Source organism: Saccharothrix sp. DSM 118769 (assembly GCF_052936295.1).
The window spans coordinates 7,436,027-7,460,565 of the sequence record NZ_CP193627.1; the positions used below are offsets into that span (position 1 = coordinate 7,436,027).

Consider the following 24,539-nt stretch of genomic DNA (forward strand, 5'->3'; position numbering starts at 1 on the left):
CTTGACTGTGGGTAGTGGAAGACTATGAGTACATCGGAGAACCGCCCGCTGGCGGTCGTGACGGGCGCGTCGCGGGGGATCGGCCTGGAGCTGGCGCGGGTGTTCGCCGCCGAGGGCTTCGACCTCGTCGTGGCGGCGGAGGACCCGGCGGTGGAGGACGTGGCGCGCGAGCTGTCGGCGGGTGGGGTGCGGACCGAGGCCGTGCGCGCCGACCTGGCCTCGTACAGCGGCAACGAGGACCTGGTGGCGGTGGTCGAGCACCTGGGGCGGCCGGTGGACGCGCTGGCGGTGAACGCGGGCGTCGGCATCGGCGGCGACTTCGTCGACGACAGCGACCTGCGCGCGCACCTGCGGGTGGTGGAGCTGAACGTCAACTCGGCCGTGCACCTGGCCAAGCGGCTCGTGCCGCCGATGGTGGACCGCGGTACCGGACGGGTGCTGTTCACCTCATCGGTGGCGGCCACGGCTCCCGGACCGTTCCACTCCGTGTACGCGGCGACGAAGGCGTTCCTGGCGTCGTTCTCGCAGTCGTTGCGCGAGGAGCTGCGGGACAGCGGCGTCACGGTCACCGCGCTGATGCCGGGGCCGACCGACACCGACTTCTTCCGCCGCGCGGGCATGGAGGACACGAAGATCGCGAACGGGCCGAAGGACGACCCGGCGGAGGTCGCGCGCGAGGGCTTCGACGCGCTGATGGCCGGCAAGGACCACGTCGTGGCGGGCTCGCTGCGCAACAAGGTCCAGGCGACGGCGGGCCGCGCCCTCCCCGACCCGCTCAAGGCCCGCACGATGCGCACCATGACCGAACCGGGCAGCGCCCCCTCCTAACCGCGAGTCATGCACTGACGACCCGCGAGTCATGCATCGGCGACCCGCGAGTCATGCGCTCGCGACCCCTGTGTCATGCACTCGCGACCTGCGTTCCGGCGCCGAGTGCATGACACGAGGGTCATAAGCGCATGACTCGCGGGTCGCGAACGCATGACTCGCGGGTCATAAGCGCATGACTCGCGGGTCAGGTGGGGGTGGGTTCGTCGCCGATCAGTTCGCGGTACTCGTCGACCTCCTGGGGCGTGGGGTCGATCGGCGCCTCTTCGGCCAGTTCGTCCGGGTCTACCGGTTCTTCGGCGGTCGTCATGGCGTCCGGTTACCCGGTGTGCGGCGGACCGAACGGGGTAACCGGGAGGCCGTGAGCATCCACGCCCGACGGGACATCCCCGCCCTGCCCGACCTGGTCTTCAACGCCGCCGCCGATCCCTCGCGGCTGGCGTCGTGGCTGCCCGGCCCGCACGAGGTGGTCGGCCGCACGGACGACGTGCTGATCCTGCGCGACGGTGAGGGCGACGGCCAGCGGCAGGTGCAGCTGGCCGTCGACTACGACCAGCTGCTGCTCACGTGGGAGCCGTTGGCCGACGAGGGCTGCCGGGGCGAGCTGCGGGTGTCGCTGGCGGGCGCGGCGGGCAGCGTCGCCGAACTGCGCGTGGACGACTGCGCCGACGAGCAGTTCGCCGCACGCTTCCTGGAGGCGCTGGCCGACGAGGTTGAGCAGAACCTGACCGCCGGCTGATCATCCCGGGGTGACGCCCCGCACCCGTCCCGCCCGACCGGACGAACTGCCCCTCCTGCCCGAGGTCGAACGCGCCTCCGGCGAACCGTTCCGCGACCACGGCATGCCGGAGGTCGCCGACGACGACCCGATGCCGCTGAGCACCCTGGAACGCCTGCACGTGTGGGTCGCGGTCGACCCGCACCCGGTCGCCTGGATCGCCGCCGAGGAGCTGGACGGCGCCGCGCACGTCGAGCAGGTCAGCGTCCACCCCGCGCACGCCCGGCGCGGCATCGGCGCGGCCCTGCTCGACGAGGTCGGGCGGTGGGCCGCCGCGCGCGGGCTGTCCGGCCTGACCCTCACCACGTTCCGGGACGTCCCGTGGAACGCGCCCTACTACCGGCGGCTCGGGTTCCGCGAGGTCACGGACCCGTCGCCGGGGCTGCGCGCGGTCGTGGCGGCCGAGGCGGCGCGCGGCCTGGACCCGGACACGCGGGTTTGCCTGCACCGTCCGCTCCGCGCGGACCACGGGGGGTGATACTGAGGGGGTTGACCCCCACCGCCCGGAGGTTGCCCCCGTGGTCGATTTCGTGCACGAGGCGTTGCTCTACCGCGATGACGAGCAGTACCTCGCGGGAGCGGTGCCGTTCGTGCGCGACGGCCTGGCCGCGGGCGAGCCGGTGCTGGTCGCGGTGCCGCGGCGCGGCATCACCCTGCTGCGCGGCGCGCTGGGGCCGGCGGCCGACCACGTCGAGTTCCTCGACATGAGGCAGGCCGGCCGCAACCCGGGCCGCATCATCCCCGGTGTGCTGGCGGCGTTCGCCGACAACTCGTCGGCGGCGCGGGTGCGGATCGTCGGCGAGGCGGTCTGGCCGGAGCGCACCGAGCTGGAGTACCCGGCGTGCGTGCAGCACGAGGCCATGGTCAACACCGCGTTCGAGGACCGCCCCGCGTGGATGCTGTGCCCCTACGACGCGTCCGCCCTCGCCCCGCACGTCGTGCGCGACGTCGAGACCACTCACCCGGTCGTGGCGGACGGTGGGCGGCGCAGGCCGAGCACGGGCTACCGGGAGCCGTTCCTCACCGCCGAGGAGTTCAACCGGCCGCTGCCCGAGCCGCCCGCCGACGCCACCACCTGCCGGTTCGACCTGGACGCGCTGGCCGACGCGCGCCGGCTGGTCGCGGGGTTCGCCACCGCGACCGGGCTGTCCGCCGACCAGGTCGAGGACCTGGTGCTCGCGGTCAACGAGCTGACCACCAACAGCGTGGTGCACGCGGGCGGCACGGGCACGCTGCTGGTGTGGCGCGAGGACGACGTGGTGGTCTGCGAGGTCCGCGACACCGGCCGGCTGGACAACCCGATGGTCGGCAGGCACAACCCGGGCGCGCGCACGCCCGGCGGCTACGGCGTGATGCTGGTGAACCTGCTGTGCGACCTGGTCCGGGTGCACGCGCACGGCGACGGCACGGCCATCCGCGTGTACGTCGGCCCGCCGGCCTGACGCCCGGCGGGTGCCGCGCCGTCGGCGTGCCGAAGCGGTCGCGGTGTGTGCTTGACCACGAACCGGCCCCGGATGTCCGTTTTGACCGGTTGCGGAGCGTGCTTCGGGCGGAAGTGGCGGCGCCGTGCGGGTGACGCCCGGCAGAATCGAACGGGTGACTCCCGCACTCCTCCTCGCCCACGGGGCCGGTGGCACCGTCCGGGCGAACTTCAGCCCGCTCATCCCGACGCTGTCGCGCAAGCGGAAGGTCCACGCGGTGGACTTCCCCGGCTCGGGGGCGACACCGCGCGCGGCCGGCCCGCTGGACCTCGACGACCTGGCCGACCGGCTCGTCGCCGCCGCCGACGGCGAGGAGCGGTTCGCGGTGGTCGGGTTCTCGATGGGCTGCGCGGTGGCGGCGCGCGTCGCCCGGCGCTACCCCGACCGGGTGACGGCCCTGGTGCTCACCGCCGGGTTCGCCCGCATCGACGACGAGACGCGGGCCCGGATGGCGGAGTGGCGGCGCCTGCTGGGCGGCGACCGGGCCGAGCTCGCCCGGTTCCTCGTGTCGATCGCGGTGGGCGAGCCCACCCGGCGGCGGATGACCGCCGAGCAGCTGGACGGGTTCCTGGAGCTGGTCGCGCTGACCGTCCCGCCCGGCTCGGCCGAGCAGGTGGCCCTGGTGGAGAGCGTGGACCTGACCGACGAGCTGCCGTCGCTGGACGTGCCGACGCTGGTCATCGGCACCAAGCACGACCGGATGATCTCGCCCGGCACCACGCGCCGGCTGGCCGACCTCATCCCGGGCGCCCGGTGGGCCGAGCTGGACAGCGGCCACGCGCCCGCCGTGGAGGCGCCCGCCGCGTGGGCGAGGCTGGTCGAGGAGTTCCTGGACGAGGTCGGCTGACCTGTTTGCCCGTGGTCCGGCCGGGTTAACCCCCGCCCATGACCAACACGCTCGTCCTCGACGTCGACGGGACGTTGGTGGACACCAACTACCACCACGCGGTGGCCTGGTTCCGCGCGTTCCGCCGCTTCGACATCACCGTGCCGACGTGGCGCCTGCACCGCGCCATCGGGATGGGCGGCGACAAGCTGGTCGCCGCCGTCGCGGGCGACCACGTGGAGCGCGAGCGCGGTGACGACCTGCGCGGCGCGTGGGAGGCCGCGTTCGAGCCGATGCTGGCCGAGGTCCGCCCGCTGGAGGGCGCGCACCGCCTGGTCGCCGCCGCCCTGGAGCAGGACTTCACCGTCGTGCTGGCCAGCTCGGGCAAGCGCCGGCACGTCGACCACTACGTGAAGCTGATCGACGCGCCCGGCGTGGTGTCCACGTCCTCCGACGACGTCGAGGAGAGCAAGCCCGCGCCCGACCTGATCGAGGTGGCGCTGAAGCGGGTCGACGGCGACGGGCGGGCCGTGGTCGTCGGCGACTCGGTGTGGGACTGCGAGGCCGCCAGGCGGGCCGGGCTGCCGGTGGTGGCCCTCCGCACGGGTGGTTTCGGCGAGGCCGAGTTGCGCGAGGCCGGCGCGTCGGCAGTCTACGAGGATCTCGACCGGTTGCGGGCGGACCTGACCGACCTGCCCATGGCGTAGGAGGAAGCGTGCGGATCGGCTACACCCTCATGACCGAGCAGGCCGGCCCCCGCGACCTGGTGCGGCACGCCGCGCTCGCCGAGCAGGCCGGGTTCGACTTCGAGGTGATGAGCGACCACTACTCGCCGTGGCTCGACGAGCAGGGGCACGCCCCGTACGCGTGGAGCGTGCTGGGCGCGGTCACCCAGGCCACCAGCCGGGTCGAGCTGATGACGTACGTGACCTGCCCGACGGTGCGCTACCACCCGGCCGTGGTGGCCCAGAAGGCCGCGACCGTGCAGCTGCTGTCGGGCAACCGGTTCACCCTCGGGCTGGGTGCGGGCGAGAACCTCAACGAGCACGTCGTGGGTCGCGGCTGGCCGCCGGTGAACGTGCGGCACGAGCTGCTGCGCGAGGCCGTGGAGATCATCTCCACGCTCTTCGACGGCGGGTACGTCAACTACTCGGGTGACCACTTCCGGGTGGACTCGGCGAAGCTGTGGGACCTGCCGGAGCAGCGCGTGCCGATCGCGGTGGCGGTGTCCGGCCCGCAGTCGGTGCGCACGTTCGCGCCGCTGGCGGACGCGATGGTGGCCACCGAGCCGGACCCCGAGCTGAGCAAGGAGTGGGACGTCTTCCAGAGCGGCGGGTCGCGCAAGATCGGGCAGCTGCCGATCTGCTGGGACCCCGACCGGGAGCGGGCGGTGGCGCGGGCGCACGACCAGTTCCGCTGGTTCGCGGGCGGCTGGAAGGTCAACGCCGAGCTGCCGGGCACGGCCGGGTTCGCCGGGGCGACGCAGTTCGTGCGGCCCGAGGACGTGGCCGGGCAGATCCCGTGCGGTCCCGACGTGGAGCCGGTCGTCGAGGCGGTGGCGAAGTTCCGCGAGGCCGGGTTCACCGACCTGGCGCTGGTGCAGATCGGCGGCGACCACCAGCAGGAGTTCCTGGACTTCGCCAAGGGCGAGCTGCTACCCGCCCTGCGCTGACCACCGCCCCGGGGTCGCTACTCCCGGCCGTTGTCGTTGCCCTTCCCCCTGCCCGGCGGCTCCGGGACGACGACGACCGGCGCGGGGTTCGGGGTCCGGGCCTGGGTGGTGCCGGGGGCCTGGCTCGTGCCCTGCTCGGGCGGGGTGCCCTGGTCGGGGGGCGTCACCGGGGGGTTCGGGTTGGCGGTCTTCTCCGGCTCCCGCGCCTCCTCGGCCCCCTCCTCCCCCGGACCGGCCGGCGCCTCGCGCACGACGGTCACCGCGGACCGGTCGGCGGCCTGCGGCGCGACCGCCCCCGTGGTGGCCGGCGGCACGGCGGCGACCGGGCGCACGTCCGTGGTGGACGTCGTGCCACCGGGCCGGCCCACCTCGTCCGCGGGCCGGGTCGGGTCGGCGAGGTTCACCGCGGCCAGCACGACCAGCGCCGCCGCGGCGGCCACCGACCCCGCGACCAGCACCTTGCCGCGCAGGCCCCGCGCGTGGTGGTCGGGGCGGTCGCGCGGGGGTTCCCGGTCGTCGACCGGGTCGTCGGCGACCACGAGCCCGGTCAGGGGCGGCACGTCCGCGCTGGCGCGCTCGGCGAGGGCGAGCAGCCGCTCGCACTCGGCGGCCGACGGCCGGTCGGCCGGGTCGGGGGCGGTCATCGCGGCGAGCACCGCCGTCCACTCGGCGGGCAGGTTCGCCGGGACGCGCGGCGAGCGGTGCAACCGGGCCAGCGCGGCCTCCGTGTCGCCGCCGGGGTACTCGGAGCGGCCCGTCAGGCACTCCAGCAGCACGAGGCCGAGCGCGTAGACGTCGGCGGCGGGCGACACGTCCGCGCCGCGCACCTGCTCGGGCGCGAGGTAGCCGGCGGTGCCGACCAGCACGCCGGACCGGGTCACCCTGGTCACCTGGGCCTGGAGCGCGAGGCCGAAGTCGGCTAGGTAGGCGCGCCGCCCGGCCGGGTCGAGCAGGATGTTCGACGGCTTCACGTCGCGGTGCACGACGCCGTGGTCGTGCACGTGGGCGAGGACGCCCGCGACCTGCGCGCCGACGTGCGCCACGACGGCGGGCGGCAGGGGGTCGCGCATCCGGCGGCGCAGCGTGCCGCCCTCGACGGGCTGCATGACGAAGTACGGCCGGCCGCGGTGCAGGCCCGTGTCGTAGACCTCGACCAGGCCGGGGCAGCTCAGCTCGCCGAGCACCCGGGCCTCGCGGTCGAGCCGGATGCGGTCCTCGTCGCCCGCCTGGCCCAGGAAGAACTTGACCGCGACCCGGCGGTCCAGCAGGGTGTCCCGGCCGCGGTACACCTCGGCCATGCCGCCGGAGCCGTACAGGGGGCCCAGCGAGTACCTGCCGTCGACCAGCTCGCCGGTCAGGTCACCGTCCCACATCCGGTAGAACCTCCACCGCGTCGACGCGTCCTCGGAACGGCGGAAGTTACCGGCGACCGTTCCGACTGGCCACAGCCTTCACCGCTTCGGGACCCCGATACCCGTACAAATGCGGGTACAAACCACCCGTTCGTACGACGTTGTTCGGGTTACCGAACGCCGGTTCCGCCCACCCGGGCGACCCCGGCCCCCGGCGCGGTGGCCCCTCCGGGGACTGTCGCGGCGGTGCCCGCCCACCCTACTGCGCGGCGTGCCTACTGCGCGGCGTGCAGCGCCAACCAGAGTTCGGCGCGGGTCCCCGCGGCGTCCAGCGAGCGGCCCAGCAGCTGCTCGGCGCGCCGCACGCGGTTGCGCACGGTGTGCCGGTGCACGCCGAGCCGGGCGGCGGCGGGGTCGGCCTGGCCGTGGTGCGACAGCCACACCCGCAGCGTCTCGCGCAGCACGTCGTCCAGCGGCGCGAGCAGCTCCCGCGCGTGGGCCCCGGCACCGGGCCCGAGCAGGCCGGACGCGGCCACGTCCTCGAACCGGTCGACGCCCTCCTCCAGCGCCCGCAGCGCCTCCCGGTAGCCGCGGGCCACCTCGGTCGGCCCGACCGGTCGCGACGCGGCGGCCGGCACGTCCAGCTCGCGGGCCAGCACGACGACGCGCCCGTCCACCTCGGCCCAGAACCCCGGCGGGTCGGCGGGCGCGCCGCGCAGCACGAAGACGCGGAACGGCGGTTCGGGCAGCCCCTCGACCTCGGCCCCGGCCAGCAGCAGCCGGAACCGCAGCTCCCGGCGCACCGCCTCGACCTCGGCCGACCGGGCCAGCGCGAGGGTGAGCAGCGACGCGGCCACGTTGACCACGCCCGCGTCCAGCACCGGGGCGGCCACGGCCAGGTGCCCGTGCCCGGCCAGGGCCTGCACGCCGACCTTGCGGTCCCCCTCCCACCAGGTGGCGCTCCCCGCACCAGGCGGCTCCCCCGGGCCCGGCAGCTCCCCCAGGTCCGGCGGGTCGCCCGCGACGTGCACGGGCGCGCGGCGCGCGTCGAGCAGCACGACCGCGCCGCCGACGAGCCGGGCCAGCGCCTCGACCACCCCGGCGGGGCCCCGCGCGACCGCCGCCCTGGTCAGCACGCGGTGCGCCTCGTTGACCCGGGCGACCGCCGCCCAGGCGGCCCGGGCGACGGCCTTGGTGATCGCGATGAACGGCGTGGCGCGCGGCACCTCCAGCAGCGCCAGCCCGGCGTCCCGCGCGGCGCGCACCAGGTCGGCGGGCACCTCGTCGTGGCTCAGGCCGGTGCCGAAGCCGAGGCCCACCACGCCCGCCGCGACGAGCCCGCGCACGTACTCGTCGGCGGGCACCGGCGCGAGGCCGGTGGTGAGCAGCAGCTCGCCGCCCTCCAGGAACGGCGCCGGGTCGGCCAGCTCGGTGCTGTGCACCCAGGCGACCTCGCGGTCCAGCCCCGCGCCCACCAGCACGGTCAACCCGACCTCGCGGGCCAGCTCGCCCACCGTCAACGACATGGACACTGTGTACACGCCACTGGCCACAACGGCGAATGGCCGCACCCGCCCGGCGGGATCATGCTGGTGGCATGACGAGACTGCGCACCGAGGTCCCCGGTCCGCGCTCCCGGGAGCTGGGCGAGCGCCGGAGGGGCGCCGTGGCGGCCGGCGTGGGGTCGACGCTGCCGGTGTTCGTCGACCACGCCGAACCGGGCCTGCTGGTCGACGTGGACGGCAACCGGTTGATCGACCTGGCGTCGGGCATCGCGGTGACCGGCGTCGGCAACCCCGCGCCGCGCGTCGCGGCGGCCGTGCACGAGCAGGTGGACCGGTTCACGCACACGTGCTTCATGGTCACGCCCTACGAGGGGTACGTGGAGGTGTGCGAGCGGCTGGCGGAGCTGACGCCGGGCACGCACGAGAAGCGGTCCGTGCTGCTCAACTCGGGCGCGGAGGCCGTGGAGAACGCGGTCAAGATCGCCCGGCACGCGACCGGCCGGCCGGGGGTCGTGGTGTTCGACCACGCCTACCACGGCCGCACGAACCTGACGATGGCGCTGACCGCCAAGGAGATGCCCTACAAGCACGGCTTCGGGCCGTTCGCGCCCGGCGTCCAGCGGGTGCCCGGCTCCTACCCGCTGCACGACGGCCTGTCCGGTCCGGAGGCCGCGCGGCGGGCCGCCGCGGCGGTGGAGCGGCCGGACGAGGTGGCGTGCGTGGTGGTCGAGCCGATCCAGGGCGAGGGCGGGTTCGTGGTGCCCGCGCCGGGGTTCCTGGGCGAGCTGGCCGCGTGGTGCCGCGAGCACGGCGTGCTGCTGGTGGCCGACGAGGTCCAGACCGGGTTCTGCCGCACCGGCTCGTGGTTCGCGTGCGACCACGAGGGCGTGGTGCCGGACCTGGTGGTCACCGCGAAGGGCATCGCGGGCGGCCTGCCGCTGTCCGCCGTCACGGGCCGCGCCGAGGTGGTGGACGCGGTGCACGTCGGCGGGCTCGGCGGCACCTACGGCGGCAACCCGATCGCCTGCGCCGCCGCCCTGGGCGCGATCGACACCATGCGCGAGCTGGACCTCAACGCCGCCGCGCGCCGGGTCGAGGCGGCGGTCCTCCCCCGCCTGCGCGCCCTGCCGGGCGTGGTCGAGGCGCGCGGCCGGGGCGCGATGCTGGCGGTGGAGCTGGGCACCGCGCGGGACGCCGCCCGGGTCGCGGCGCACTGCCACGCGGCGGGCGTCGTCGTGCTGACCTGCGGCACGCGCGGGAACGTGCTGCGCCTGCTGCCCCCGTTGACCATCCCGGACGACCTGCTGGCCGAGGGCCTGGACGTGATCGAAGGAGCGATGCAGCGGTGACGACGCCGTACTGGGTTGCCGGTTCCCCCGCCGAGGGCGGGGACCGGGTCGAGGTCCGCACGCCGCACGACGGCGCCCTCGCGGGCGTGACGTCGAACGCGTCGGCGGCGGACGTGGAGCGGGCCGTGGCCGCCGCGCACGCCGCGGCGGGCGGGTTCGCCGCCTTGCCCGCGCACGCGCGCGCCGCCGCGCTGGACCACGTGTCGCGGCGGCTGGCCGAGCGGGCGGACGAGGTGGCGTCGCTGATCACCGCCGAGTCCGGCAAGCCGGTGAAGTGGTCGCGCGTCGAGGTGGCGCGGGCGGTGTCGACGTTCCGGTGGGCGGCGGAGGAGGCGCGGCGGTTCTCCGGCGAGCTGCAGCGGCTCGACACCGACCCGGCGGCGAACGGCAGGCTGGCGCTGGTCCGGCGCGCACCGCGCGGGCCGGTGCTGGGCATCGCGCCGTTCAACTTCCCGCTGAACCTGGTGGCGCACAAGGTCGCGCCCGCCCTCGCCGTGGGCGCGCCGATCGTCGTGAAGCCCGCGCCCACGACCCCCCTGGTGGCCCTGCTGCTGGGGTCGCTGCTGGCGGAGACCGACCTGCCGGCGGGCTCGTGGTCGGTGCTGCCGCTGCGCAACGAGGACGCGGGCCGCCTCGCCGAGGACCCGCGCCTGCCTGTGGTGTCGTTCACCGGCTCGGGCCCGGTCGGCTACTCGATCCTCGACCGCGTGCCGCGCAAGCACGTCGTGCTGGAGCTGGGCGGCAACGCGGCGGCGGTCGTCTGCCCGGACTGGGACGACCTCGACTTCGCCGCGTCGCGGATCGCGTCGTTCTCGATGTACCAGGGCGGGCAGTCGTGCATCTCCGTGCAGCGGGTGTACGCGCACGCCGACGTGTACGGGGCGCTGGAGGAGGCCGTGGTGGCGCACGTGCGGCGGCTGGGCACCGGCGCGCCCACCGACCCGTCCACCGACGTCGGCCCGCTGATCACCGAGGCGGCGGCCGAGCGGGTGGAGTCCTGGGTGGCCGAGGCGGTGGCGGCCGGCGCGCGCGTGCTCACCGGCGGCACCCGCGACGGGGCCTCCTACGCCCCCACCGTGCTCGCCGACGTGCCCGCGGGCTGCCGCGTCGTGGACGAGGAGGTCTTCGGCCCGGTGGTCTTGCTGGAGCGGGTGGCCGACGTCGACGAGGCGTTCGACCGCGTCAACGCCTCCCGCTTCGGCCTCCAGGCCGGTGTGTTCACCCACGACGTCCGCCTGGCCTTCCGCGCCTCCGCGCGCTTGGCCGTGGGCGGCGTGATCGTGGGCGACGTGCCGTCGTTCCGGGCGGACCAGATGCCGTACGGCGGCGTGAAGGAGTCGGGCACCGGCCGCGAGGGCGTGCGCGCGGCGATGGACGACCTGACCGAGCAGCGCGTCCTGGTGCTGACCGGCCTGGAGCTCTGACCGACCGGTCACCCCGCCGCTCCGCCGATCGGGTCACGCGATCGGCGGAGCGGTTTTCGCTGTGCCGTACCACGAACCCTGTGATCTGTGTCACCCAATAAAAGCGCGCGGCCGTGACGGACGGTCACCCGCGCCCGACTGTCACCCGAACCGCTCATCCCCCGCTGTCACGTCCGGAGGCTCGACCGGACCAGCGGCGACGTTCCGTCACAACGGTTTCCGCACGAGCACGGGTCGATTGGACATCTCCACTAGGTTATTCCCATCTCGTGACGCATATGGGCGCATATGGGATGCATATGTATCGAACGAACACGGTGTTGACGCGCGCTTCGGGCAACCGGTGTTACGACTGCACGAGGTAAGCCGAAAACCCTAACGTGGAGCGCGAACCGGGGCCATGCTGACAGGGGGCCGACCTGCGCACAGAACGCTCGAACGGGGGACCACCGATGGTCCACGCGGACGACAACGGCGGCCGGGGCCTGCTCATTCCCCTGGTCGACGCGCTGAGTCGCGTTCCCGTGCTGGCCGACCGCGCCAGCCGCAATCTCGTCATCCGCATGGTGTCCGCAGAACTGCGGGAGACGCTGCTGGTCGAGGAGCACCCGACGGCCACCGGGCACCTGTTCAGCCTGGCCGAGGTGTGCCAGCAGAGCCCCGAACGGCTGGCCGCCCTCGTGCGGGTCGTGACGAAGTTCGAGGCCGATTCGCACGCGATGACCGAATTGCGCCGGATCATCGCCGAACTCACCCCGCTGGACCTGTTCCCGACCTCTGAACGGGCGAGGTTGTTCACGTTGCTCTCCGGGGTCGTCGTGCCCGACATAGCCGACATCTACCGCGCGGTCGCCGGCCCGACCGCGCCCGGCCTGTTCGGACCCACCACCTATTTCGAGGTCTTCCGCGTTCTGGAAACGCTCAATGCCCGCCCGGATGGAATACCGAGGCCATTGGTCTTCGTCGAACACCTCGCGGCGAAGGTGCGCACCGAACTCGCCATCGAGCTGCACCGCTGGAACGAGGCGCAGGCCGAGCGGATGGACCGGCTCGACGAACTGCTCCTGATCCGCCGGGGCCTGCGACCGGACGTCGCCGAACCGCTCACCCCTCCCGTCGGCGCGCCCGCGTACCTGGTGGTGCGGATAGGCCGCGAGGGCCCGACCGGCGACCGCTACCGGGTGTCGCACTGGCGGCAGCTCGGCGAGCCGCAGGAGTGGTCACCGCTGCACGGCGAGGACGTCGTCGGCACGCTGGACAGGGTCAAGCAGGCCGTCGCCGCGCTGGTCGAGAAGGTCGAGGACGACTGGGCGCAGTACGGCCCGGACATCCGGATCGAGTTCGTCCTGGACTACGAGAACCTCAACCTCGACGTGGACCAGTGGCCGTGGGAGAACGACCCCTTCCTGGCCCAGCCGATGGGCTGCCGCTACCCGGTGGTGGTGCGCAGCCTGGAGCGGATGACGACGCGGCGCTACCACCGGGAGTGGCGGCAGCGCTGGGACGAGCTGGCCCGCCAACTGGCGGGGGCGCGGACCCTCGACCGGGCCGCGACGTGCCGGGCGCAGTCGGGCGCCGAAGCGGGGCTGCGCGCGTTGCAGACGCGGTTCAACCGGGAACGCGGGTTGGTGTCGCTGGTGCTGTCCGCGCCGCCGCGCACCGGGGCGACCGGGCGCGACGAGGTGGCGGTCGGGGTCAAGGCGGGGGTGCCGCTGATCCTGTGGCACCGCGACGACTGCGGTTCGGCCGAGTTCGCCGACCTGGTCGAGTCGCTGCTGCACGACCAGGACGAGGACCACCTGCTCGAACGGGTCCGGTTGGCCCGGACCACGGCGTACGCGGAAGGCCCCGCGCGGCGCCACGTCGGCCAGGCGCTGACGGTGCTCTACGACGACCCCCGGCGGCTCGTCGTGCCCAGCAGCCCGGGGCCCCCGGAGGGGGTTGCGGTATGAGCCAGGCACACGTCGGGGGTCCCGTCTACCGCGGCACGGGCGAGGTCGCGCGGACCCCGGTCACCGACCTGCCCCCACCGCCGCCGTGGCGCACGTTCACCGGCACGGGCACCGCCTCGCGGCCCGACGACGACGGCGGCGAGGGCGACCGCCGCGTCGGCGCCGTGCGCAGCGTCCCCCGCACGCCGCAGCCCGACGAGGTGGCGATGGTCAACGCCGCGATCCGCCTGCGCCGGCCCCTGCTCGTGACCGGCGCGCCGGGCACCGGCAAGTCCTCCCTGGCCTACCTGGTCGCCCGGGAGCTGGGGTTGGGCCCGGTGCTGCGCTGGGCGGTGACCAGCAGGACCACGCTCAAGGACGGCCTGTACCTCTACGACGCCATCGGCCGCGTGCAGGCGGTGGGCTCGGGCGACCCGGACTCCGGCATCGGCGACTACGTCCACCTCGGCGCGCTGGGCACCGCGCTGCTGCCGCACGACCTGCCGCGCGTGCTGCTGATCGACGAGCTGGACAAGGGCGACATCGACCTCCCGAACGACCTGCTCAACGTCTTCGAGGAGGGCGAGTACGAGATCCCGGAACTCGTCCGCCACGCCAAGCACGAGGCCGAGGTGGAGGTGCTCACCGCCGACCGCGGCCACACCGCCACCGTGCACCACGGGCTGGTCCGCTGCCGCGAGTTCCCCGTCGTGATCATCACCAGCAACGGCGAGCGCGAGTTCCCGCCCGCCTTCCTGCGCCGCTGCCTGCGGCTGCACGTCACGCAGCCCGGCCGCGAACAGCTCGGCCAGATGGTCGCCGTGCACTTCGGCGACGCCCACGGCGTGGACCTCGGCCGGCTCATCGGCGACTTCCTGCACCACCGCGACGACGTCGGCACCGTGTCCGCCGACCAGCTCCTCAACGCCGTGCACCTCGCGACCTCCGGCGCCTACCAGCAGGACGAGGAGTGGACCGAACTGCTCAAGGCCATCTGGCACCCCCTGTCGGCGGAGGCCGGATGACCGGACCGCGCGACGGGACACCGGTGCGCGAGGTGCTGCTCCAGCACCTCGACGCCACCGACGGCCGCGTCGAGGAGCTGCGCACCGCGGACCTCACCCTGCGCGAGGTCCGCGACTCGCTGTGGCTCGCCCGCACCACCCCCGCGCCGCCACGACCCCCGACGCACGACGCACGACCGGTCCCGTCACCGCCGGACCGCCCCGACGAGCCGACCACCGGGCCGCTCGAACCGCCCGAGGACCCCGGCGAACCGCCCGCCCGCGAACCGGTCGCCGCCGCGCCCGGACCCGACCCCGACCGCACCGGCCTGCAGCGCTGGACGCCCACGCCGACCACGATGGCCCGCGCCGACCCGGTCATCACCCTCGACGGCGCGGTCAGCGCCGTCTCCGCCTGGCCCACCGTCCCGGCCCTGGCCGAACGCCGCGGGATCAGCCGCGCCCTGCGCCCGCTGACCCGCCGCCGCACCTCCCCCCGCGTGCGGGTCCTCGACGAGGAAGCCACCGCCGTGCGCGCCGCCCAGGACCACCTCTGGCTGCCCGAGTGGCGCGACGCCCCGTGGCGGCGCTTCGAGGTCGCCCTCGTCGTGGACACCACCGTCGCCGCCGAGATCTGGCGGCAGACCGTGCACGAGTTCCGCGACCTGCTCGAACGCCAGGGCTTCCGCGACGTGCGCACCTACGAGCTCGACTCCACCGGCCCCGACCCCGAGCACGTCACGCTGTGCTCCGAGGGCGGCACCACCCACGCCTGGCCCTACCTCGTCGACCCCGCGGGGAACCGCATCGTCCTGGTGCTGACCGACACCGTCGGCCGCGCCTGGCACAGCGGCGCGGTCGGCCACGTCCTGCACCACTGGGGCCGGCACGTGCCCGTGGCCGTGGTGCAGACCCTCGCGCAGCGCCTCTGGTCCTGGGGCGGCCTGCCCACCCGCCGCATGAAGCTGTCCGCGCCCGCGCCCGGCGCGCCGAACCACCGGCTGCGCGTCGCCGGCGCGGACACCCCGGCCACCCCCGTGCCCGTCCTCGGCCTGTCCGCCGAGTGGATGACCCAGTGGGCCAGGCTGATGACGGCCCCCGGCGCCGAGTGGGTCGAGACCACGGCGGCCCTCGTCGTGCCCCGCACCGAACCCGCCCCCGAACCCGAGGCCGAGGAACCGCTCCCCGCCGCCGAACGCGTACTGCGCTTCCGCACCTACGCCTCCGTCGACGGCTTCCACCTCGCCGGCCTCCTCGCCGCCACCCCGCTGAACCCGCGGCTCATGGGCCTGGTGCAGCGCGTGCTGCTGCCGGGCTCCGACCTGTCCGCGATGGCCGAGGTCATGCTCGGCGGCCTGATGACGCGCCTGCCCGGCGTGGACGGCGACACCGACGCCGTCGCCTACGACTTCGACGCCGGCGTGCGCGAGGAGCTGCTGTCCACCTCGCGCCGCTCCGACACCGCCCGCGTCGCCCGCGTGCTCGACCAGTACGCCGGCGACGGCAACGAGGCCCTGCGCAACTACCGCCTCGCGCTCGACGAGCCCGACTCGACCGAGGCCCTCGCCCCGTCGGCGGAGAACCTCCCCTACCTCAAGGTCCAGGAAGCGGTGTTCCGCGCGCTCTCCGGGCCGTACTCCCGCAGGTCGCGGCGCATCGCCGCCGCGATCGGACTGGACCGCCGGCGCTCGGCCGGCGACGCGGACGACCACCCCCCATCCAGTGCGGAGCACCACTTGACCAGTACGAAAACCCAGCCCGCCCACACGGCTGGGTCGCAGCCGTTCGAAGGAGAAGACATGACCTCTCCCGGAACGTCGTCGTTCACCGGCGATCGGCTGCCCGGCGGCACACAGCCGCAGGTGTGGGGTCACGTCCCGCTGCGCAACCCCGACTTCGTCGGTCGCGGCGAGCTGCTCGAACAACTGCGGTTGCGGCTGAGCGAGGCGGGCCCGACCGCGGTGCTGCCGGAGGCGCTGCACGGCATGGGCGGCGTCGGCAAGTCCCAGACCGTCGTCGAGTACATCCACCGGCACGCCGGCGAGTACGACGTCGTGTGGTGGATCTCCGCGGAGCGGGACGCCCAGATCAAGGCGAACTTCGTGGAGCTGGCCAACCGGCTCGGTGTCGCCGCGTCCGGGGCCGCGGACACCGCGGTGCCCGCCGTGATGGAGGCGCTGCGCCTGGGCCAGCCGTTCGGCAGGTGGATGCTGGTCTTCGACAACGCGGACCGCCCGCAGGACGTCCGGCGCTACTTCCCCGCCGGCAACGGCCACATCATCGTCACGTCCCGCAACTCCGACTGGGCCGGGTTCGCCCGACCGGTCGAGGTGGACCTGTTCACCCGCGAGGAGAGCGTCGAACTCCTGCACCGCCGGGGCGGCGACCTGGACGACGCCGAGGCGGACGCCCTCGCCGAGGCCCTGGGCGACCTCCCGTTGGCCGTGGAGCAGGCCGCCGCGTGGCGCGCGCAGACCGGCATGCAGGTGTCGGAGTACCTGGAGCTGCTGTCCCAGAACCGCACCGAGCTGCTGGAGTCGGGCACCTCCAGCGAGGACCAGCTCCCGGTGGCGGCGGCGTGGAACGTCCCGCTCAACCGCCTCAAGCACGACCACCGCGCCGCCCTGGAACTGCTCCAGGTGTGCGCGTTCTTCGGCCCGGAGCCCATCTCGCAGCAGCTCTTCCGCGGCGTGCGCGACGCACCGGTGCCCGAGTCGCTCGGCGACGCGCTGCGCGACCCGATCAAGCTCAGCCGGGCCGTGCGCGAGATCAGCCGGTACAGCCTCGCGAAGATCGACCACCGCGCCAACGCCCTGCAACTGCACCGGTTGGTGCAGACCGTGCTCAAGAACCAGCTCGACGAGACCGGGCAGGACGAGATGCGGCACGCCGTGCACGTGCTGCTGGTCAACGGCGACCCCGTCGACCCGGACTCGACCGCGAACTGGCCGCGCTACGCCGAACTCCTGCCGCACGCGATCGTGTCGCGCGCGGTCGACTGCCCCGACCGCTGGGTGCGCGGCCTGGTCACCAACCTCGTCCGCTACCTGCTCAACGCGGGCGACTTCGACGGCGCGCGGGAACTGGCGTCGCAGGCCATGGAGTCCTGGCGCGAGTCGTTGGGCGAGCGGGAGTTCGACACGCTGGAGATCACCCGGCGCTACGGCATCTCCCTGCGCAGGCTGGGGCGCCTCACCGAGGCCCAGCAGCTCAACGAGCGCACGCACCAGCTGTTCCGCGAGGTGGTCGGCGACGACCACGAGAGCATGCTGAACATGCTCGACACCATCGCCCTCGACCGGCGCGCGCAGGGCTACTTCGCCGAGGAACTGGACATGCGCCAACAGGTCTACGACCGCGCGGTGCGCATCCTCGGCGTGGACGACCCCACCACGTTGACCTACGCCAACAACCTGGCCAGCTCGTTCCGCCTCATGGGCGACTACGCGCGGGCGCTGGAGATCGACGAGCTGACCCTGGGCCGCCGGGCCCAGGTCCTCGGGCAGGACCACTCCCTCACCCTGGCCAGCCGCAACAGCGTCTACATGGACATGCGCGAACTGGGGCGCTACGTCGACGCGGCGAAGCTCCAGGACGAGGCGCTGGTGGTCCAGCGCGAGCTGTTCGGGGACGACCACCCGCGGGTCATCGGCGCGAACCGCAGCCTGTCGGTCGCCCTGCGGAAAGCGGGTGAGCACGAACGGGCGAAGGCGCTCTCCGAGGACTGCATGGTCCGGTACCGGCGCCGGCACGGCGAAGACCACGAGGACACGATCACGGCGCGGATGAACCTCGCCATGGACCTGCGGCACCTGGACGACCTGGACGGCGCGCTGACCCAGGCGACGCGGAGCTACGAGCGCTTCAAGCGGGTCATGGGCGAGAGCCACCCGTTCACCCTCGTCGCCGGGATGAACCTGGCCGTGACGCTGCGCCTGCTCGGTGAGGTCGGCGAGGCGCTCGACCTCGACCGCGACGTGCACGCCAAGCTGGCCGGGGTGTTCGACACCGACCACCCCTTCACCCTCGTGGCGGCCACGAACCTGGCCAGCGACCTGGCCGCGACCGGCGACCACGCCGGTGCCAGGAAGATGGACGAGGACACGCTGGAGCGGTCGACCCGCGTCCTGGGCGCCGAGCACCCGTCGACCCTGGCGGTGGCGCTGAACCTGGCGATCGACCTGGCCGAGCTGGGCGAGGAGAACGAGTCGGCGGTGCTGCACGCCCGCACGGTCACGTCGTTCCGCAAGGTCCTCGGCGACGAGCACCCGGCGACGGTCGCGGCCACCCAGTACGTGCGGGCCAACTGCGACGCGGACACGATGCAGTTCTGACCCACCGGTCACCTGGTGGCCCGGTCGAACCAGCCCACCAGGTCCACCGGCGGTGGCGGTGCGCCCGTGCGCGCCGCCACGCCCCGGTGGACGGCCCGGACGAGTTCCGGGGCGCGGCGCAGGGTCGGGGAACCGAGGGAGAGGCCCAGGCCGGCCCAGGCCGCGACGTCGTGCGGTGCCGCGTCGAGCCGCGCGCCCCACCCGTCGACCGCCGCCGCGCGGTCACCGCGCAGGTGGGCGAACTCCGGCCCGCCCCCCGGCCGCAGGCGGTCGTACTCGTCCGGGTCGAGCGCGCGCAGCCTGAGCAGCGCCGCGAGCAGCGAGTCGCCGGAGGCGGTCGAGGGCACGACCTCGCCGCGGCCGGCCGCGCCGCGCGCCGGCCGTCGTCCCAGCCAGGCGTCGACGGCGTCCTCGACCTCGTCGCCGTCCGGGCGCACGTGCCGCAGGCGCCAGGTCGTGGCGTGCTCGGCGGTGAGGTCGGCGACGGCCGCCACCAGGTCCGGCGGCAGGTCGCCCGGTTCGCACGCCGCCAGGCGCACGGAGACCGCGGCGACGAACCGCCGGCCCAGGTCGGTGAGCTCGACCGCACCGCGCAGCCCGGCGATCGCCGCACCGACCTGGTGGGCGCGCAGGGCGAGGCCGAACTCGGCCCGGCGGGTCGGTGACGCGGGTGCCCGGCCGCGCTGCACGTGCCAGAACTCGACGACGCTGACGAACGCGTAGACGCCGTGCAGGAGGCCGTCCACGGGCCGCGGGTCGTCCCGCCACGGCGCGTAGAACCTCGGCCACGCGTCCTCCTCGTGCAGGCGCACGAGGTCGAGCAGGGCGTTGACCTTGGAGTGCTGGAGCTCGTGCACGAGCGCTTCGCCGAACTCCGTCGCGGACCGCTTCGGCGACATGGCGACGGCGCCGAACGCCGCGGCCGAGGAGGCGGCGAAGACGTCCCGGCCGGCGGGGAGCGGGACCACCGCCGACAGCCCCGCGGACAGCTCCTCCGCCGCCTCGGGGTGCTGCGCGGTCAGCAGGTCCCACGCCTCGCCGAGCAGCTTGCGCCACTCGGCCCACTCGACCTCGTCCAGCGGGTCCGGCGGCACCGGGCTCGTGAACTCGCGGTACGGGTCGAGGTCGTCCACCACCACCTCGACCGCCCGGCCGCGCGCGGTGGCCCGGTGGCGCTTGACCGGTTCCCGGCGCACCGGCGCGGGCCGGCCCGCCACCTCGACCTCCACGCCCCCGGCCGCGGAGCGCAGCGTCGCGTGCCCCACCGGGAAGCGGTTCGGCAGCACGTACGCCCCCAGCGACGGCAGGGTCACCGCCCCGTGCACGACGGGCACGACGAGTTCGCACGCGAGCCCGGCCCGAACGGCCGCGGCGGCGACGACGGAGTGGAACCACCCCACCTCCGACCACAGCGGCGTGGCGTCGGCGACCGTGCCCAGCGCCTGGCGCAGGGCGCGGCTGAGCCACACCCCGACCGACGGGTGCATCAGCACGTCCTCGACGGCGTCCGGCGCGACCTCCTCCGCCCGCGCCAGCAGCACCCACGAGGAATCGAGGTCGGCGAACGGTCCCAGGCGGTCCTCGACGGCGGGAGCGGCGTCGAGCAACGCGCGCAACCGCAACCTGCGGACGCTGTACTGCGTTTTCCGCAAAATTGCCATTCCGGCCGCCGAGACCGAACCGGCGCAGATCTCCTCGAACACGAAACCCGGCAGCCGGTGGCCGCTCAGTCGGGTCGACCTCACACCGGTACCGGGAGCAGGTTCCCCTGCGACTGCTGCTGCACGGAATCACCCGCTCGGCCCCGGCGGAAGCGGTCCAGCGTCCGGTGAATCGCCCGGTCCAGCGCGGGGTCGTGCAGTGATCTCATCTCGGACAACGACGTCGAGGTCAGGTCCAACAACTCCGAGGACAGTTCTTCTGGTGTTTCCACCGCCATGTCGACCGCCTCCTGGTGCCCGCCCGAATCCATCATGCCCGAACGCGTACGCGTTCGGCAGCGGCCAGGCGGATATTCCCCCCACGGCCATCAGGTCCATTCCGCCGCGGGGAACGCGATGCGCGCCCCGGCGCAATGCACGGGCGTGCTCACGTGCACCACCGCGCCGCCTTCCGCCGGAGCACGGACACCGGGCCCCGCGCGCGGGTACGGTCGCCGATCATGGAGACGGTTCGGGTCACGTCGAGGGCCGGGCTGGCCGGCGCGGGGCTGCCGGCGGGACGTCCGGTGCTGGTGCTGGTCGGCGGCGCCGACGGCATGCCCACCGACGACGTGGACCTGCTGGAGCGGGTGCTGCGCGACCTCGTGCCGCTGCTGGAGGAGCACCGCGCGGTGGTGGTGGACGGCGGCACGGACGTGGGCGTGATGCGCGCCGTCGGTCGGGCTCGGGCGGCCGGGCGGGGGCGGTTCCCGTTGGTCGGGGTGATCGTCGAGGCGCTGGCCGGGGAGGCCGTGACCGAGCCGAACCACACGCACCGGGTGCTCGTGCCCGGCTCGGGCTGGGGTGACGAGGCGGCGTGGCTGGCCGAGGTGGCCGACGTGGTGGCGGGGCCGCGGCCGTCGTTGACGGTGCTCGCCAACGGCGGGGCCGTCGCGTTCGACGACGCCGAGCAGAGCCTGCTGCGCGACCGGCCCCTGGTGGTGCTGCGCGGCACGGGGCGCACGGCGGACGCCATCGCGGGCGGCGCGGACGAGCGCTCGGCGAGCGTCGCCGGGTCGCCGCTGACCACGGTGCTGGGCGCGGAGGAGCTGCGCGCGCACGTCGAAGGGGTGTTCACGGTCCGACCGGGAGGTACTGGATGACCGCGAGGGGCTTGGGGGACGAGGACCTGCCCGGCTTGTTCGAGGCGGCCGACACGGCCTCGGTGGACGGCCAGCGGCGGTACGTCCGCACCGTGCGATTACGGCTGCTGCTGGCCGTGCTGGCCGCCGCGACGGGCGCGGTGCCGCTGCTGGTCGGCCGGGTGGACGTGGCGGCGATCGGCACGGCCGTCGCGCTGGCCGCGGTGACCGTGACCGAGCTGAACCTGAAGGCCGCGCGCCCGGAGGACCGCTGGTACGACGGCCGGGCGCTGGCCGAGTCCGCGAAGAGCCTGGCCTGGAAGTACAGCGCGGGCGGCAGGCCGTTCGACCGGCTGGGCCCCCTGGACGCGCAGGCGGACGAGCGCCGGTTCATCCGGCAGGTGCACCAGCTGCTGGAGGACGCGCCGCCGACGAGCATCCGGCCGTCCCGGCGGCCCGCGGTGACGCCGGCGATGAGGGCGCTGCGCGCCGCGCCGCTGGCCGAGCGCAAGGCGGCCTACCTGAAGGCGCGGATCGTCGACCAGCAGGACTGGTACACGGCGAAGGCGGCGCGCAACGAGCGGCTGGCCGGGTGGTGGCGGGCCGGGCTGCTGGGGATCGAGGTGTTCGGCATCTGCGCGGCGCTGGCCAAGGCGGTCGGCGCGGTGACGTTCGACCTGGCGGGCGTGGTGGCGGCGGTGATCGCGGCGGGCACGGCGTGGATCAGCCTGCGGCAGCTGTCCACGCTGGCGCGCGCCTACACGTTCGCGGCGAACGAGCTGGCGATCGTGCGCGGCAGGCTGGAGCTGGTGGAGGACGAGGCGAGCTGGGCGGCGGAGGTCGCGGACGCGGAGGACGCGGTGAGCCGCGAGCACACGATGTGGCGCGCGTCCCGGACCCGCCCGGCGGGCTGACCGGCTGTCCCGCCCGGCGGGGTGACCGGGTGTCCCGCACGGCGGGGTGGCAGGGCTGCTCCCCCTCGTGCCCCGGCCCCCACCCGTTTTCGGGCGCGCGGGAACTTCACCCACCGGAGGACGGACCGGGAGCGCCCGGCCCGATCAGCCGCGGTCGCTTCTCGCGAGCGCCCCGGTCCAGGATCGCCACGTCCGAGGTTGCTCGTCCTCGTGATCCTGGAGGAACCCGACCTCCGCAGCGGTCAGCCCCGTCATCGGCGCCTCTTCCCGCGCCCCACGTCCCGGAGCCGGGTCCGGAGACCGCGAGGTCCGGGTGGACGGGACACCGGCGACAGGTCTGGACCTCTTAACGGTTGTCACCGGGCAATCACAGAGAGTATGGTCTAGACCTGCCGCCGCGTTTGGGTGAACGTCACGCTCGACCACCCAGCGCACCTCACGGGTTGGCGTTCGCCCGAGCGTCTTCGCCAAATCCGACAAGAGGAGTCCCTGACATGCCACTCCGTCGAAGGATCGCCGCGGTAGCGGCGGGCGTGCTGGCCGCCCCGCTCGTGACCGTCGCGCTGCCGAGCGCGCCCGCGTTCGCGCACGGCTACATCTCGTCGCCCGCGAGCCGCCAGGCGCAGTGCGCCCGGAACCTGGTCCCGTGCGGTGACATCAAGTGGGAGCCGCAGAGCGTGGAGGGCCCGAAGGGCCTGCGCAGCTGCAACGGCGGCGTCGCCCGGTTCGCCGAGCTGAACGACAACAACAAGGGCTGGAAGGTCGCCTCGACCGGCCGGACCGTCACGTTCAACTGGACCTTCACCGCGCGGCACGCCACGGCCAACTACGAGTACTACGTGAACGGCCAGCGGGTGGGCAACTTCAGCGGCAACAACCAGCAGCCGCCGGCCACCGTGTCGCACACGGTGACGCTGCCCTCGTCGGGTCGCCAGACGGTGCTCGCCATCTGGAACATCAGCGACACGTCCAACGCGTTCTACTCCTGCGTCGACGTGAACGCGGGCTGACCGCGGGTCCGGGTCGCGCCGTCGCGGCGGCGCGGCCCGGCACCCCGCCGCACCACCACCGGCCCCGCTGACGGGGCTCCGGGGACCGTGGCGCACGAGACAGGATTTTCCGTTGCACGCCACCGCGCACCTCGCATAAGTTCGAGGTACACGAGGAAGGAGGTGGTCCGAAGTTGCATAGCTACAGGACTCGTCGTGAGGTGGCTGTCCGCTAGGACCGGCCTTTCCCAAGGTGGTCTGGGCGAATCCCAGGCAGCCACCCGGCCCCCGTGACCCCGAGCCCAGTCCAGCTCGGCCCCGCGCTCGGCGTGGGGAAGCGGTCAGGGGGCCGTTTCACGTTTTAGCTCGTTCGTGGCAGTTGCGTCACACGAACGGGGATCAGGATGACGCGTACAGGTGGTCGTGCACGACGCGCAGGTCCGCCACGAAACCCCGGTACGCCTCGTCCCGGTCGGGGGCGCGCAGGATCGCCGACGGGTGGATGGTCGCGATCACCGCCTGCTCGCCGACGTGCTGGAGCGTGCCGCGCAGCTCGGTCACCTTCGCGGAGGGGCCCAGGACGGCCTTGGCCGCCGTCGCGCCGAGGCACACGACCAGGTCGGGCCCGATCCGCGCCAGCTCGGCCTCCAGCCACGGCAGGCAGGCCACGACCTCGCCCCGCGCGGGCGACTTGTGGATGCGCCGCTTGCCGCGCTCCTCGAACTTGAAGTGCTTGACCGCGTTGGTCAGGTAGGCGCCCTCGCGGTCCAGGCCGGTCTCGGCCAGCGCCTTGTCGAGCAGGCGACCGGCGGGGCCCACGAACGGTTCGCCCTCGCGGTCCTCGACGTCGCCGGGCTGCTCGCCGACCAGCACGAGGCGCGCGTCCTCGGGTCCCGTGCCGAACACGGTCCGCGTGGCGGGCGCGTGCAGGTGGCAGCCCTCGCAGGAGGCCGCCGCACGGCGGAGCGCCGCCAGGTCCGCGCCTTCCGGCACGAACTCGGCGGCGCTCGTGGAGTTCCTACTTGCCATTGCCGCGGAACGCGTCCTTGACCTTCTCCGCCGCCTGCTTGAGGGAGCCCTTGGCCTGCTCGGCGCGGCCCTCGGCCTGCCACTGCTCGTTGTCGGTGGCGTCGCCCACCGCGGCCTTGGCCCTCCCCTTGAGCTCCTCGGCCTTGTTGTCGAACTTCTCGTCGGCACCCATGGGCCGTGTCCCTTCGCTCGACATCCGTTCTCACGAACGGGGTACCCGCCGCACCCGGCGGGAAACCCGGCGCCCGTCGCGCACGGCCGGCGACCCGCACCTGACCTCACGGCATCGCCGCAGGTCGGAGCCTTACCCAAGGCTGCGTGGCGTGGTCGGCTCGCCACGG

General features: G+C 74.2%; 22 protein-coding genes. 15 read left to right on the forward strand and 7 right to left on the reverse strand.

What is annotated here, in order from left to right; all coding sequences use genetic code 11:
• Nucleotides 1-24: 24 nt before the first annotated feature.
• Complete coding sequence (locus ACRAKJ_RS31020) at nucleotides 25-828, forward strand: SDR family NAD(P)-dependent oxidoreductase (RefSeq protein ID WP_438923176.1); 804 nt, start codon at nucleotides 25-27, stop codon at nucleotides 826-828.
• Nucleotides 829-1,015: 187 nt separating this feature from the next.
• Here the strand turns inward: ACRAKJ_RS31020 and ACRAKJ_RS31025 are convergent, their stop codons facing one another.
• The gene (locus tag ACRAKJ_RS31025; RefSeq protein ID WP_438923175.1) at nucleotides 1,016-1,138 is read right to left on the reverse strand and encodes a hypothetical protein; all 123 of its coding nucleotides are present in this window, start codon (nucleotides 1,136-1,138) and stop codon (nucleotides 1,016-1,018) included.
• Nucleotides 1,139-1,189: 51 nt separating this feature from the next.
• Here ACRAKJ_RS31025 and ACRAKJ_RS31030 point away from each other — a divergent pair, with 51 nt between their 5' ends.
• From ACRAKJ_RS31030 to ACRAKJ_RS31055, 6 genes are all read left to right on the forward strand, one after another.
• On the forward strand, nucleotides 1,190-1,567 hold the full coding sequence (locus tag ACRAKJ_RS31030; protein ID WP_438923174.1) for an SRPBCC family protein: 378 nt from the start codon (nucleotides 1,190-1,192) through the stop codon (nucleotides 1,565-1,567).
• Nucleotides 1,568-1,577: 10 nt separating this feature from the next.
• Entirely contained in the window at nucleotides 1,578-2,084 is a 507-nt protein-coding gene (locus ACRAKJ_RS31035; protein WP_438923173.1) for a GNAT family N-acetyltransferase, read from the forward strand.
• 40 nt (nucleotides 2,085-2,124) lie between these two features.
• Entirely contained in the window at nucleotides 2,125-3,048 is a 924-nt protein-coding gene (locus ACRAKJ_RS31040) for an anti-sigma factor RsbA family regulatory protein (protein WP_438923172.1), read from the forward strand.
• Between the two features lie 154 nt (nucleotides 3,049-3,202).
• A complete protein-coding gene (locus tag ACRAKJ_RS31045) occupies nucleotides 3,203-3,934 on the forward strand; it encodes an alpha/beta fold hydrolase (protein ID WP_438923171.1) in 732 nt (243 codons plus the stop codon).
• A 38-nt stretch (nucleotides 3,935-3,972) separates the two neighbouring features.
• Complete coding sequence (locus ACRAKJ_RS31050) at nucleotides 3,973-4,620, forward strand: HAD-IA family hydrolase (protein ID WP_438923170.1); 648 nt, start codon at nucleotides 3,973-3,975, stop codon at nucleotides 4,618-4,620.
• An 8-nt stretch (nucleotides 4,621-4,628) separates the two neighbouring features.
• Nucleotides 4,629-5,585 carry a TIGR03557 family F420-dependent LLM class oxidoreductase gene (locus ACRAKJ_RS31055; protein ID WP_438923169.1) on the forward strand — a complete coding sequence of 319 codons (957 nt, stop codon included), beginning with the start codon at nucleotides 4,629-4,631 and terminating at the stop codon, nucleotides 5,583-5,585.
• A 17-nt stretch (nucleotides 5,586-5,602) separates the two neighbouring features.
• Here the strand turns inward: ACRAKJ_RS31055 and ACRAKJ_RS31060 are convergent, their stop codons facing one another.
• Nucleotides 5,603-6,958, reverse strand: coding sequence for a protein kinase domain-containing protein (locus tag ACRAKJ_RS31060; RefSeq protein ID WP_438923168.1), 1,356 nt, complete (start codon nucleotides 6,956-6,958; stop codon nucleotides 5,603-5,605).
• Between the two features lie 254 nt (nucleotides 6,959-7,212).
• The gene (locus ACRAKJ_RS31065; RefSeq protein ID WP_438923167.1) at nucleotides 7,213-8,463 is read right to left on the reverse strand and encodes a PucR family transcriptional regulator ligand-binding domain-containing protein; all 1,251 of its coding nucleotides are present in this window, start codon (nucleotides 8,461-8,463) and stop codon (nucleotides 7,213-7,215) included.
• Nucleotides 8,464-8,534: 71 nt separating this feature from the next.
• Between ACRAKJ_RS31065 and gabT the strand changes: the two genes are divergently transcribed.
• From gabT to fxsT, 5 genes are all read left to right on the forward strand, one after another.
• Entirely contained in the window at nucleotides 8,535-9,791 is a 1,257-nt protein-coding gene (gene gabT, locus ACRAKJ_RS31070) for a 4-aminobutyrate--2-oxoglutarate transaminase (protein WP_438923166.1), read from the forward strand.
• A complete protein-coding gene (locus ACRAKJ_RS31075) occupies nucleotides 9,788-11,215 on the forward strand; it encodes an aldehyde dehydrogenase family protein (protein ID WP_438923165.1) in 1,428 nt (475 codons plus the stop codon). The genes gabT and ACRAKJ_RS31075 overlap by 4 nt, the downstream gene beginning before the upstream one ends.
• A 452-nt stretch (nucleotides 11,216-11,667) precedes the next feature.
• Nucleotides 11,668-13,167, forward strand: a complete 1,500-nt coding sequence (locus ACRAKJ_RS31080; RefSeq protein ID WP_438923164.1) for a VMAP-C domain-containing protein — start codon at nucleotides 11,668-11,670, stop codon at nucleotides 13,165-13,167.
• A complete protein-coding gene (locus tag ACRAKJ_RS31085; protein WP_438923163.1) occupies nucleotides 13,164-14,171 on the forward strand; it encodes an AAA family ATPase in 1,008 nt (335 codons plus the stop codon). Before ACRAKJ_RS31080 ends, ACRAKJ_RS31085 begins: the two co-directional genes overlap by 4 nt.
• A complete protein-coding gene (gene fxsT / locus ACRAKJ_RS31090; protein ID WP_438923162.1) occupies nucleotides 14,168-18,484 on the forward strand; it encodes an FxSxx-COOH system tetratricopeptide repeat protein in 4,317 nt (1,438 codons plus the stop codon). The genes ACRAKJ_RS31085 and fxsT overlap by 4 nt, the downstream gene beginning before the upstream one ends.
• An 8-nt stretch (nucleotides 18,485-18,492) precedes the next feature.
• Here the strand turns inward: fxsT and ACRAKJ_RS31095 are convergent, their stop codons facing one another.
• Both ACRAKJ_RS31095 and ACRAKJ_RS31100 read right to left on the reverse strand, forming a co-directional pair.
• Nucleotides 18,493-20,229, reverse strand: a complete 1,737-nt coding sequence (locus ACRAKJ_RS31095) for an HEXXH motif domain-containing protein (protein ID WP_438923161.1) — start codon at nucleotides 20,227-20,229, stop codon at nucleotides 18,493-18,495.
• The gene (locus tag ACRAKJ_RS31100; RefSeq protein ID WP_438923160.1) at nucleotides 20,226-20,459 is read right to left on the reverse strand and encodes a hypothetical protein; all 234 of its coding nucleotides are present in this window, start codon (nucleotides 20,457-20,459) and stop codon (nucleotides 20,226-20,228) included. Before ACRAKJ_RS31100 ends, ACRAKJ_RS31095 begins: the two co-directional genes overlap by 4 nt.
• A gap of 186 nt (nucleotides 20,460-20,645) precedes the next feature.
• Between ACRAKJ_RS31100 and ACRAKJ_RS31105 the strand changes: the two genes are divergently transcribed.
• The 3 genes from ACRAKJ_RS31105 to ACRAKJ_RS31115 all read left to right on the forward strand — a co-directional run bounded on the left by ACRAKJ_RS31105 (nucleotide 20,646) and on the right by ACRAKJ_RS31115 (nucleotide 23,190).
• Nucleotides 20,646-21,287 (forward strand): hypothetical protein, encoded by a 642-nt coding sequence (locus ACRAKJ_RS31105; RefSeq protein ID WP_438923159.1) that lies wholly within the window; start codon nucleotides 20,646-20,648, stop codon nucleotides 21,285-21,287.
• Nucleotides 21,284-22,180: a DUF4231 domain-containing protein gene (locus ACRAKJ_RS31110; protein ID WP_438923158.1), complete on the forward strand. Its 897-nt coding sequence runs from the start codon at nucleotides 21,284-21,286 to the stop codon at nucleotides 22,178-22,180. Before ACRAKJ_RS31105 ends, ACRAKJ_RS31110 begins: the two co-directional genes overlap by 4 nt.
• A gap of 494 nt (nucleotides 22,181-22,674) precedes the next feature.
• Nucleotides 22,675-23,190 carry a lytic polysaccharide monooxygenase gene (locus ACRAKJ_RS31115; RefSeq protein WP_438923157.1) on the forward strand — a complete coding sequence of 172 codons (516 nt, stop codon included), beginning with the start codon at nucleotides 22,675-22,677 and terminating at the stop codon, nucleotides 23,188-23,190.
• A gap of 378 nt (nucleotides 23,191-23,568) precedes the next feature.
• Here the strand turns inward: ACRAKJ_RS31115 and ACRAKJ_RS31120 are convergent, their stop codons facing one another.
• Nucleotides 23,569-24,198, reverse strand: coding sequence for a UdgX family uracil-DNA binding protein (locus ACRAKJ_RS31120; protein ID WP_438923156.1), 630 nt, complete (start codon nucleotides 24,196-24,198; stop codon nucleotides 23,569-23,571).
• Nucleotides 24,188-24,370 (reverse strand): CsbD family protein, encoded by a 183-nt coding sequence (locus ACRAKJ_RS31125; protein WP_438923155.1) that lies wholly within the window; start codon nucleotides 24,368-24,370, stop codon nucleotides 24,188-24,190. Before ACRAKJ_RS31125 ends, ACRAKJ_RS31120 begins: the two co-directional genes overlap by 11 nt.
• Nucleotides 24,371-24,539: the final 169 nt, after the last annotated feature.

What these genes read in the sequence shown, in the direction of transcription:
- ACRAKJ_RS31020 (WP_438923176.1), top strand. Translation starts at nt 25, where the DNA reads ATGAGTACATCGGAGAACCGCCCGCTGGCGGTCGTGACGGGCGCGTCG.
- ACRAKJ_RS31085 (WP_438923163.1), top strand. Translation starts at nt 13,164, where the DNA reads ATGAGCCAGGCACACGTCGGGGGTCCCGTCTACCGCGGCACGGGCGAG.
- ACRAKJ_RS31110 (WP_438923158.1), top strand. Translation starts at nt 21,284, where the DNA reads ATGACCGCGAGGGGCTTGGGGGACGAGGACCTGCCCGGCTTGTTCGAG.
- fxsT (WP_438923162.1), top strand. Translation starts at nt 14,168, where the DNA reads ATGACCGGACCGCGCGACGGGACACCGGTGCGCGAGGTGCTGCTCCAG.
- ACRAKJ_RS31125 (WP_438923155.1), bottom strand. Translation starts at nt 24,370, where the DNA reads ATGGGTGCCGACGAGAAGTTCGACAACAAGGCCGAGGAGCTCAAGGGG.
- ACRAKJ_RS31100 (WP_438923160.1), bottom strand. Translation starts at nt 20,459, where the DNA reads ATGATGGATTCGGGCGGGCACCAGGAGGCGGTCGACATGGCGGTGGAA.
- ACRAKJ_RS31115 (WP_438923157.1), top strand. Translation starts at nt 22,675, where the DNA reads ATGCCACTCCGTCGAAGGATCGCCGCGGTAGCGGCGGGCGTGCTGGCC.
- ACRAKJ_RS31065 (WP_438923167.1), bottom strand. Translation starts at nt 8,463, where the DNA reads ATGTCGTTGACGGTGGGCGAGCTGGCCCGCGAGGTCGGGTTGACCGTG.
- ACRAKJ_RS31080 (WP_438923164.1), top strand. Translation starts at nt 11,668, where the DNA reads ATGGTCCACGCGGACGACAACGGCGGCCGGGGCCTGCTCATTCCCCTG.
- ACRAKJ_RS31060 (WP_438923168.1), bottom strand. Translation starts at nt 6,958, where the DNA reads ATGTGGGACGGTGACCTGACCGGCGAGCTGGTCGACGGCAGGTACTCG.
- gabT (WP_438923166.1), top strand. Translation starts at nt 8,535, where the DNA reads ATGACGAGACTGCGCACCGAGGTCCCCGGTCCGCGCTCCCGGGAGCTG.
- ACRAKJ_RS31120 (WP_438923156.1), bottom strand. Translation starts at nt 24,198, where the DNA reads ATGGCAAGTAGGAACTCCACGAGCGCCGCCGAGTTCGTGCCGGAAGGC.
- ACRAKJ_RS31025 (WP_438923175.1), bottom strand. Translation starts at nt 1,138, where the DNA reads ATGACGACCGCCGAAGAACCGGTAGACCCGGACGAACTGGCCGAAGAG.
- ACRAKJ_RS31050 (WP_438923170.1), top strand. Translation starts at nt 3,973, where the DNA reads ATGACCAACACGCTCGTCCTCGACGTCGACGGGACGTTGGTGGACACC.
- ACRAKJ_RS31105 (WP_438923159.1), top strand. Translation starts at nt 20,646, where the DNA reads ATGGAGACGGTTCGGGTCACGTCGAGGGCCGGGCTGGCCGGCGCGGGG.